At 69.9% G+C, this 9,960-nt stretch carries 9 protein-coding genes and 1 pseudogene; 3 read left to right on the forward strand and 7 right to left on the reverse strand.

Annotated elements, in window-relative coordinates:
* Window positions 1-40: 40 nt before the first annotated feature.
* From WD271_10250 to WD271_10275, 6 genes and pseudogenes are all read right to left on the reverse strand, one after another.
* Entirely contained in the window at window positions 41-1,741 is a 1,701-nt protein-coding gene (locus WD271_10250; GenBank protein MEX1008209.1) for a penicillin-binding protein 2, read from the reverse strand.
* Window positions 1,738-2,175 (reverse strand): hypothetical protein, encoded by a 438-nt coding sequence (locus WD271_10255; GenBank protein ID MEX1008210.1) that lies wholly within the window; start codon window positions 2,173-2,175, stop codon window positions 1,738-1,740. The genes WD271_10250 and WD271_10255 overlap by 4 nt, the downstream gene beginning before the upstream one ends.
* Window positions 2,172-3,083: pseudogene (gene rsmH / locus WD271_10260) on the reverse strand (16S rRNA (cytosine(1402)-N(4))-methyltransferase RsmH). Before rsmH ends, WD271_10255 begins: the two are co-directional and overlap by 4 nt.
* A 192-nt stretch (window positions 3,084-3,275) precedes the next feature.
* Window positions 3,276-3,704 carry a division/cell wall cluster transcriptional repressor MraZ gene (gene mraZ, locus WD271_10265; protein MEX1008211.1) on the reverse strand — a complete coding sequence of 143 codons (429 nt, stop codon included), beginning with the start codon at window positions 3,702-3,704 and terminating at the stop codon, window positions 3,276-3,278.
* A 198-nt stretch (window positions 3,705-3,902) separates the two neighbouring features.
* Window positions 3,903-4,424, reverse strand: coding sequence for an HNH endonuclease (locus tag WD271_10270; GenBank protein ID MEX1008212.1), 522 nt, complete (start codon window positions 4,422-4,424; stop codon window positions 3,903-3,905).
* Between the two features lie 47 nt (window positions 4,425-4,471).
* Window positions 4,472-4,729, reverse strand: a complete 258-nt coding sequence (locus WD271_10275; GenBank protein ID MEX1008213.1) for a hypothetical protein — start codon at window positions 4,727-4,729, stop codon at window positions 4,472-4,474.
* Window positions 4,730-4,896: 167 nt separating this feature from the next.
* On the opposite strand from WD271_10275, the gene WD271_10280 reads away from it, so the two are divergent.
* The 3 genes from WD271_10280 to WD271_10290 are packed head-to-tail and all read left to right on the forward strand — an operon-like array spanning window position 4,897 to window position 9,404.
* The gene (locus tag WD271_10280) at window positions 4,897-5,877 is read left to right on the forward strand and encodes a MoxR family ATPase (GenBank protein MEX1008214.1); all 981 of its coding nucleotides are present in this window, start codon (window positions 4,897-4,899) and stop codon (window positions 5,875-5,877) included.
* Window positions 5,878-5,892: 15 nt separating this feature from the next.
* Window positions 5,893-7,140, forward strand: coding sequence for a DUF58 domain-containing protein (locus WD271_10285; GenBank protein ID MEX1008215.1), 1,248 nt, complete (start codon window positions 5,893-5,895; stop codon window positions 7,138-7,140).
* Window positions 7,092-9,404 carry a DUF3488 and transglutaminase-like domain-containing protein gene (locus WD271_10290; protein MEX1008216.1) on the forward strand — a complete coding sequence of 771 codons (2,313 nt, stop codon included), beginning with the start codon at window positions 7,092-7,094 and terminating at the stop codon, window positions 9,402-9,404. The genes WD271_10285 and WD271_10290 overlap by 49 nt, the downstream gene beginning before the upstream one ends.
* 17 nt (window positions 9,405-9,421) lie before the next feature.
* Here WD271_10290 and WD271_10295 read toward each other — a convergent pair whose 3' ends face one another.
* Window positions 9,422-9,892, reverse strand: coding sequence for a MerR family transcriptional regulator (locus tag WD271_10295; GenBank protein ID MEX1008217.1), 471 nt, complete (start codon window positions 9,890-9,892; stop codon window positions 9,422-9,424).
* Window positions 9,893-9,960 lie beyond the last annotated feature (68 nt).

Consider the following 9,960-nt stretch of genomic DNA (forward strand, 5'->3'; position numbering starts at 1 on the left):
CTGTCAGGGTACCGGGCGTCAGCCACCAGCGCAGCCGCGCTCATGGCGCCGGCGGGACGCGCTCCGCGCCCAGCGCCTGCTGCATGATCTGTGCGAACGCCGGCGCGGCGACCCCGCCACCGAAGTAGTTGCCGATGGGCTCGTCGAGCACCACGATTGCCGCGAGGCGCGGCGAGTTCGCGGGCGCGAACCCGACGAACGACGCGACGTAGCGGTACGGCGGGTGCTCGTAGGGAGGCTTGCGGGCGGTTCCGGTCTTGCCCGCGACCCGATAACCGGTGACCTGGGCGTTGACACCGGTGCCTCCTTCCACCACCAACTCGAGCATCCCCGTCAGCGCCGACGCCGTCGTCGGCGAGATCACGCGGTGCGGTGCCAGCAACGGGAGCTCGTGAACTTCGCCGTCGGCCTCGACGGTCGCCTCGACCAGCCGCGGCGAGCGCGACATGCCGCCGTTCGCGATCGTCATGTACACGTCGAGCATCTGGATCGCGCTGACGGCGATGCCGTTGCCGATCGGCATCGAGCCCATGCTCGTGTCGTTGTACTGATCGAGCGGGAGCAGTTGGTAGTTGGCCTCGCCCGGGAAGCCGAGCGCGGTCGCCTGACCGAACCCGAACGCGCGTAGGTAGTGATCGAAGCGTTCCTTGCCGAGCATGCTCGCGATCTTGATCGTGCCGACGTTCGAAGAGTGTTCCAAGATCTCCGCAACGGTCATCGTCGACGGGTGGCTGTCGACGTCGGAATAAGTCGTGCCGCCGACCACGACCTGGCCGCCGATGCCCTCGAGCACAGTGTCCGGCGTCACGAGGCCTTCCTCGATGGCGCCCGCCATCGTGATGACCTTGTTCGTCGACCCCGGCTCGTACACGATCGTCGCCGGCCGGTTCTGCTCGTTGGCCGGCGTGGGGCCGGCGGGACGGTCGTCGCTCGCGCCGTCGACCGTGGCCATCGCGAGGATGTCCCCCGTCAACACGTCGGCGACGATCGCCAGGCCGCCCTTCGCGTGCGCGTCCTCGACCTGCTGCGTGAGCACGTGCTCGGTGTTCGCCTGCACCGACTGATCGATCGTGAGGACGATGTCCTTCCCGCGCTCCGCCGGCTTCAGGATCCTCCCGCCACCAGGGATGTCGTTGCCCTGCGGATCACGCTCGACTCGCGCCTCGCCGGGGTAGCCGCGTATCGTCTTCTCGTACTGCGCCTCGAGGCCGCCGAGCCCGTAGTTGTCGGTGCCGACGAAGCCCAGCACGGGTGCGGCGAGGAGGCCCGACGGGTAGAAGCGCTTCGACTCCGGAACGTAGGAGAGACCCGTGAGGTGCAGCGCTTTGACTCGAGCGACCGTCGCGTCGTCCACCTTGCGCGCGACGTAGGCGAAACGGCTGTTCCCGTCGGAGAGCCGGGCCTGGAGCGCTTGCGCGTCGACGACGACGACCGGCGCGAGCTTCGAGGCGTAGTTCCCGGGCTGGCGAATGACGGACGGATCGGCGACGATCGTCGTCTGCGGCACCGACAGCGCGAGGTCCACTCCGTTGCGGTCGAAGATGCTGCCGCGCTCTGCTGCGAGCGTGACCGTTCGCACCCGCTGGCCGACGCCGAGCGAACGGAGATGCGTCTGATCGCGCGCCTGGAGCTCGACGAGCCGGGCGCCGATACCCACGAAGGCGAGCGTCATCACCGCCAGGAGAATCGTGAGGCGAAGCCGGATCGGCGGGAGCGGCGTACCCCGCCGGGATCGGGTCACGGCTCGTCACCGAGGTGCGGCTTCACCTTCTTCCAGTCGCCGAGCGTCGTCGCGGTCTCGTCCCCTTGGGAGGGCAGTGCGGGCGCGCCGGGGACCTCGAGGTACCTGGGCGGATCAGCAGGCATCACGAGACCGAGCCGCTGCGCCTCCTGGATGATTCGCTGCGGCGACGCGAGCGTGGACGTCTGCAGCCGCCGCTGCTCGTACTCGCGCCGTGCGACGCTCATCTCGCGACCGAGGCGATCGAGCTCGAGCTGACCCTGGGCAAGCGCGACGTGGAACACCACCGCGCTGACGAGCGTGAAGATCGTAGCGAGCACGATGAACACACTGACTCGCCCCGTGTTCTCGCGTCGCGCGACGCGCAGGCGCGGACGAGTTGTGGTCGGCGCCGCAGTTCGGGCGCGCGGGAACGCGGGGACCGCCTGGGTCATCCGAGCCGCTCGACCGCGCGGAGCCGCGCGCTCGCGGCGCGCGCGTTCTCTTCGAGTTCGGCCTCCGTCGGACGCAGCGGACGGCGCGTCAGCAACCGTACGAGCGGGCTGCGCGGCCGGCGCGGTAAGCCTCGCGGCGCGCCGGGCTCTTCAGTACGCGACCAGTCGACGAAGCGCTCTTTCACGATGCGATCCTCGAGCGAGTGGTACGCGAGTACGAGCAACCGGCCTTCGGGCGCGAGCAGGTGCACCGACTCGTCCAGCCCTGCGGCGAGGTTGGGCAGTTCGTGGTTCACTTCCATGCGGATGGCCTGGAAGGTGCGGCGCGCCGGGTGACCACCGCGACGGCGAGCGGCTGCGGGGATCCCGGCCTTCACCGCCTCGACGAGATCGCCGGACGTGTGCAACGGCCGTGCGGCGACGACCTTCGCTGCAATCCTGCGCGCGTAGCGCTCTTCGCCGTTGCGCGCGATGAGGGCAGCGAGGTCTACCTCCGAGTACTCGTTCACGACGTCCGCGGCGGTCAGCGTCTGTGAGCTGTCCATCCGCATGTCGAGCGGCGCGTCCTCGGCCCAGTACGAGAACCCGCGCACGCGCGAGTCGAGCTGAGCACTGCTGACCCCCAGGTCGAACAGGATCCCCACGATTCCCTCGCTTCTCTCGCTCCCCACGATGTCGGCGACTCCCTCGAAGCCGCCCTGCACTATCCGTACCCGTGCCCCGAAGGGTTCGAGCGCCGCGCCGGCCGCCGCGACTGCAGCCGGATCCCGGTCGATGCCGAGGAGACGGACGTCGGGCCGGGCCCGCAGGATCGCTGCCGCGTGCCCGCCTCCACCGACGGTTCCGTCGACGACCAACCCGGTGGGTACCGCGCCGAGAAGGTCCACGACTTCTGCCGACATGACCGGCCGATGGGCGAAGGGGCGGTGCTCGAACGTCTGCTCTCCCCCGTCGCTCTACGGGCGCCCTCGGCTCCCCGGACCGCCACCAGCCCCCCGGGTGCACCGACGAAAGCGAAGCGGGCGGAAGGGGCGCTTTGCGCCGCATCACCCGGAGGGCTGGTGGCGGGCCCGAAAGGACTCGCCTGTCAAGGGGCTGGGTTAGATCCCGAATTCCGGCAGGTCGTCGGAATCGGTCAGTGCCTGTGCACCCACTCGGTCGAGCTCGAGCCACCGGTCTCGGTCCCAGATCTCGATCCGGGAGAACACACCCGCGACGACCACCTCGCGGCTGAGACCGGCGTATTCACGCAGGTTCTGCGGAAGTGCGACCCGACCCTGCTTGTCGGGCTTGACTTCTTGCGCGCCGCTGAAGAAGACGCGGGCGGCGTTGAGCTCCTTCGCACCTCGCTTCGACTGGTCGCGCACCTGGCTCGCCACCTCTTCAAAATCCTCCTGCGTGAACACCGAGAGACAACCCCCTCGGCCCTTGGTGACGTAGGCCCCCTCGGCGAGCTGGTCCCGGTACCGGGCCGGCAGGATCACCCGGCCCTTCGTATCCAGGGAGTGCTGGAACTCCCCCAGGAACATCCGTTGCCCTCGCTTTGCGGGACGTGCGTGCCACCTCGGGACCCTGGGTCATCCTCGGTACCACCCATGGACACCACTTCACTCCATTTCGTGGCACCCTACACCCTTCCCCCCCACCATTCAACCCTCGCGCGCCCCTTTTCCGCGCTGGGTGACCCCTCCGGCGCCCGCGAACCCCCAAACGGTGACTCGGGCCGGTCAGTGAAGGAGGGCCGCCGGGAGGTAGGGCTCCCACGCAGGATCGAGGGCGCCGGCGGTCGCGACGACCCACAGGTTCGCATGTGGCTCGCGCGGTTGGCGCCGGAGGTGGAGTCCGCTGTCGGCGAGCATCCGATCTTCCTTGCGCGCGTTGCACGCCCTGCACGACGCGACCACGTTGTCCCACGAATGCGGGCCGCCGCGCGACCGCGGCACGACGTGGTCGATGTTCTCGGCCGCCCGGTTGCAGTATTGGCAGCGGTGCCCATCACGCGCGAACACCGCGCGCCGGGAGAGCGGCACGCGGCTGCGGTACGGCACCCGAACGAAATGGTGGAGCCGGATCACCGCCGGGACCGGGAAGGACATGCGCTCGCTCCGGAGCTCGGCGCCGTTGCGCGCGATGATCTCAGCTTTCTCCTTGAGCACGAGCACGACGGCCCGGCGCATCGGCACCACGCACAACGGCTCGAAGCTCGCGTTGAGCAAGAGCGCTCTTCCCAAGCGGATCGGTTCCTCCACAGGTTCAAGGCCAGATTCAAGAGCGGTGGCCCCGGTGGGTGCCGATTCTACCGGGGTGTGCGCGACAGCCGCCGCGGTTCTGGCATCTCACGACACCACTCGAGGTAGGTCACGAGGTCCCGAGGGTCGGCTCGGGAGCCCTGGCCCGTGCCGGATTGGCCCGTGCCGTACTGGGTCTCGAAACGGAATCGCAGGTAGTCACGGTCGGGCAGCGGGAGGAACGGCGGCCGTCGCCACCACTGTGGCCGTGCGAGCCGCCGCGCCTGGCGCGCCGCCGTCGGCCAGAGCGACGGCCGGGCAGCCACGAGAGCAACTCCGCGTAGCCAGAACGACACGGGTGCGACACGTGCACGGCGAGGGTGCGATTCGATTCGAGCACGCTAACCGCTGCACCGGTCGCTGCACGGAGCCTCGAGGACCCCTCTGGTACCGTCGGGGCGCACGTTTTGCCCGACTCCGACGTGAGGTGTTCGTGGTTCAGCCCGCGACCGCGCCGAGCCGCGATACGTCGTTCGGCCGCTTGTTCTCCGCGCTCGTCGCCAACATCGAGCGTGTCATCCAGGGGAAGCGGGAACCGATCCACCTTGCCCTGGTGTGCCTGATGGCCGAGGGCCACCTGCTCATCGAGGACGTCCCCGGTGTCGGGAAGACGTCGCTCGCAAAGGCGATCGCGCGGTCGATCGGTGGCACCTACAAGCGGATCCAGTTCACACCCGACCTCCTCCCCTCCGACGTGACCGGGGTATCGGTGTGGAACCGCGGCAACGACGACTTCGAGTTCCGACCGGGTAGCGTCTTCGCGAACGTGGTGCTCGCCGACGAGATCAACCGCGCGTCGCCGAAGACCCAGTCGGCTCTGCTCGAAGCGATGGAGGAACGCCAGGTCACCGTCGACGCGCACACCTACCGTCTCCCGCACCCGTTCATGGTGATCGCCACCCAGAACCCCATCGAGCTCGAGGGCACATACCCGTTGCCCGAAGCACAGCTCGACCGATTCCTCATGCGTATCCCGATGGGCTACCCGAACCGCGACGCCGAGCTCGCGATCCTCGAAACGCAGGGCGAACGCACGCACCGTGCCGACGAGCTCCAGCCTGTGGTGACCGCGGCGGAAGTGGCCGACGCGAGCGCGCTCGTCGGCGGTGTGCACATCGCGCCGGAGCTCCGCGCGTACGTGCTCGATCTCGTCGACATGTCGCGCCGGCGCCCCGACCTGATGCTGGGTGTGAGTCCGCGTGGTTCGCTCGCGATCCAGCGTGCCGCGCGGGCCCTCGCCGCGAGCCACGGCCGCACGTTCGTGATCCCGGACGACGTCAAGCGCGTCGTCCCCGCGGTCATCGAGCATCGTGTGCTCGTCACGCCCGATGCTCAGCTGCGCGGTGTCACGAGCGGTGACGTGGTCGACGGCATCCTCGCATCCGTGCCGGTACCGGGTGCCACCGGCGCCTGACGGGCCACGACCTTCATGCGCGGCACGTCGTTCCGTTCGGTCACCCTCACCCGCCGCGGGTGGTCACTCGTCGGCGCCGCGCTCGGGCTCGTCGTCGGGAGCTTCCTGCTCGGAACGATCGAGATGCTGATCCTCGGTGTCGCCGCGCTCGCGCTGCTCGTCGCTGTCAGCTGGTGGCTCGCCGCCGGGCAGGAGCCGAACCTCGCGATCCAGCGCCGCGTGAAGCCCGACCGCCTCCACGTGGGGTCCGACGGGCGGATCGACCTACGGGTAGAGAACCGCGGCAAGCGCTCGAGCCCGCTCCTCGTCGCCACGGACTGGTTCGACGAGGGGCGGCGGGCTGCACGCTTCCTCGTCCCCCCGCTCCAGCCCGGCGCCGCCGCACGCGCCGCCTACCGGGTCCCCACCCGCCGCCGGGGCCGCTACCGGGTTGGCCCGCTCGCGATCTCGGCAAGCGACCCATTCGGCCTCGCCCGCCGCGACGTGCCGAGCGTGGCCGACAGCGAGGTGCTCGTGCGCCCCCGCGTCTACGACATCGTGGCCCCCGTCGCGGTGGGCAGCCGCATTGCCGGCGACAGCGACCTGCCCGCGCCGCGCGCGATCGCCAGCGACCTCGGCGACGAGTTCCTCACGCTACGCGAGTACGAGCTCGGCGACGACCTGCGCCGCGTGCACTGGCGCTCCACCGCGCGGACCGGTGAGCTGATGATCCGTCAGAACGAAGCGCGCTGGCGTTCCCGTGCCGCGGTCGTGCTCGATGTGCATCCCGAGGCCCACGATCCCGAGTCGCTCGAGGCAGCGGTGGAGGCCGTCGCCTCGATCGTGACGCGCCTCGTCAGGCTTCAGCGCCGCGTCGAGGTCGCCACGAGCGCGGGCGAGTTTCTCGGCTTCGGAGGCGATCCGCGCCACGATGTGATCGACCGCCTCGCCACGGTCTCGTCGAACGCGACCGACCGCTTGGCGATCGTGCTCGAGAACCTGGCCACCCAGCGCCGTGCCGACCTCGTGATCGCGGTGCTCGGACGCGTCGGTCCCGACGTCGTCCGCGTCCTCGGCACGCTCGCCGGCATCAGCGTCGTCGCCGTGCTCACCCAGCCCGTCGCGATCACGCCGACGAGCTCGCTCGCGGTCGTCGACGCGTCGAGCGCGCCGTTCGCGTCGGCGTGGAACCAGGCGTTCACCCGCTCATCTCGTCTGCAATCAAGGAACACGGCATGGCAACGCGCGCGCGCGTCGTCGCTCCGTTCGCCCTCGCCGCGCTGAGCACAGCGGCTGCGCTGTCGCTGAGCCGAGTGTTCGACTCGGGCCGGTTCGTCCTGCCCGTGCTCGGAGCGGCGCTCATCCCGCACGCCGTCGGCGCGCTCGCGCGACGGCTCCGATGGTCCACCGCGATCTGGCTCGTCCTCGTCGTCGTCGCGCTCGCCGGTTACATCGTGTGGGTGCTCGCGCCGTCGACGACATGGTTCGGGATCCCGACGGGTGACACATTCGACACCCTCGGGCAGCAGCTTCGTGACGGCTGGCAACTCCTGCGCACCGCGCCGGCGCCCGCGCCGGCCACCGACGGAACGATGTTGCTCGCAGTGCTCGTGACGTCGACCGTTGCGACCGTCGCCGACTGGCTGGCCTTCCGTCGCCATGCCACGCTCGCGGCGGCCGCTCCTGCACTCGTGCTCTTCGTGTGGTCGTCGACGCTCGGCACGTCGAGCCATCAGATGTTGACCGTCGCCGGCTTCGGGGCCGCGACCGGCGTCTTCCTCGTGGTGCAGAACATCGCAGTGCTCGACCGCCGCCGTAGCTGGTTCGTATCGCCCCAACCGTCACGGGGACGCTGGCTCGTGCCGGCGGTGCTCCTGGGGCTCGTCGCGCTCATCGTGGGACTCGTCCTCGCGCCCGCGGTGCCCGGCGCGGAGCACGACCCCATCCTCGACTTCGCCAACCCGGGCCCGCATCACAACGGTGGCCGCAGCTACAGCACCCGCGTGCCCCCGCTCATCGACGTCGGCGACAAGCTGCGAGCCAGCGACAACGTCGAGGTGTTCACCGTGCGCGCCGCGCAGCCCGACTACTGGCGGATCGCCGCGCTCGACGACTTCACCTCGGACCAGCACGGCGGGCAATGGACGCTCAGCGCCGAGGGAAGAGACGAGGTCAGCGACGGCCTCCCGCAGCACCGACCGAAAGGCGCTCTGCACCAGGAGTACGACATCGCGAAGCTGGGCGAACGTTGGCTTCCCGCCGCGTACCGGCCCGTCGCCACGGATACCCCGTCGCTCGTCGTCGTCTCGTCGGGCACGCTCGTTTCCGACGAGGACAGCGTGGAGGGCCTGCACTACAGCGTCGACTCCGATCTCGCGCCGCGACGCTCCGACGTGACCCCACGGCAACAGACGACCACCGCGCAGCCCGTCCCCGTGGACCTCCGGAAGTACACCGCGCTTCCCGACAACCTCCCCAAGCCCATCAGCGAGCTCGCACGGCAGGTCGTCGACGACGCCGGCGCCACCACTCCATACGCGCAAGCCGAAGCGCTCCGCAATTTCTTCTGGGACAACTTCACCTACGACGTCACGGTCAACCTGGGCGACGACACGAACGCGATCTCGACATTCCTCCGCTACCGGCGTGGCTTCTGCGTGCAGTTCGCGAGCACGTACGCGGTGATGGCACGCTCGCTCGGGATCCCTGCTCGCGTCGCGGTCGGGTTCACCCCGGGCGACTTCGTCAATGGCGCGTATCAGGTCCGTTCGCACGACGCACACGCGTGGCCCGAGATCTGGCTCGCCGGACTCGGCTGGACGCACCTGTTCGATCCCACACCGCCCGCCGGCGACACCACGGTGGGTGGGAGCAGGCTGCCGGGCGAAGCGGCCGTGACCCCCGTCTTACCCCCAGGGGTAACGGTGACCACACTCCCCCCGCCGAACAGCACCTCGCCGACGAACGGCGGGAGCAACCCCGACACCTCGACCCCGACCACGCTCGCTCCTGCTCCGCCACGCGTGTCGACGAGCGAGCCCCACAGCGGATCGAATCCATGGCTGGTCGTGCTCGCACTCCTCACCGCGATCGTTGCCGCGGTCGCGCTCTACATCGTCGTCGTGATCACCGCGAAGTCACGCCGGCGCGCCCGACGTCGGGCGGCGACCGAACCGGCGGCAGCGGTGCGAGGCGCCTGGGAGGAGGCGCTCGACAGCCTGCACGAGGCTCACGTGCCGCGCGATCCCGCGCTCACGCCACTCGAGCTCGCACGCAGCGCGCCTCGTCACGGCGTGACCGCCGCAACGCGGCCGCTGCGCAGCCTGGCGCGTTCGTACACCATCGCGCGCTACGGCACGAGTGATCCGTCAACCGACGACGTCGACCGCGCGTGGGCCTCGGCCGACGAGCTCGACCGTGCACTCGATGAGGGGGTGACGCGGTGGCAGCGGTTGCGACGCCGTCTCGATCCCTCGACGCTGCGAACACCGGCGGGCCGGCGTGAGGAGCGAAACGTCGGTGAGCCGGGTACCCCGGCGCACCGTTGAGCCACCCGTCGGTGGGCTCACGTCTCGAATCGGTTGCCCGCGGGGTGCGCGTTCCGCCCCCGCAGGCCAGCGACGAACTCGTTGCGCTCGGCGTCGAATGCCCGTACTTCGGTTTCGACCGCATGCGCCATGCGATCCACCGATACGAAGAGCACGAGCTGCCCGCGTCGGAGCGCGTCCAGCACCTGCCCGTCGTCACGGCACGCCAGCACGGTGTCACCCTCACTCACCAACGAGAGCGCGGCAATGTCTTCCCCCGCGCGTACGAGCTCGCTCACCGCACGCCGAATACGCCGCATCGCGACACCCTCGTCGAGCAGTGACGTCACCATGCGCAGCGCGACGAGATCACGGAACGAGTACGGCGCGGCCTCACCGACCGCCGGAACGACGAGGCCGATGCGCCGCCATGCTTCGAGCTGCGCCGGCGCGCATCCAGTAAGGCGCGCGGCCTGGATCGCGGTGAAACCACTGTGCCGTTCAGGCACGGAGCCGGCTTCCCCGTTCAGGCACGGAGCCGGCTTCCCCGTTCAGGCACGGAGCCGGCTTCCCCGTT

Source organism: Acidimicrobiia bacterium, assembly GCA_040880805.1.
GTDB lineage: Bacteria > Actinomycetota > Acidimicrobiia > IMCC26256 > DASPTH01 > DASPTH01.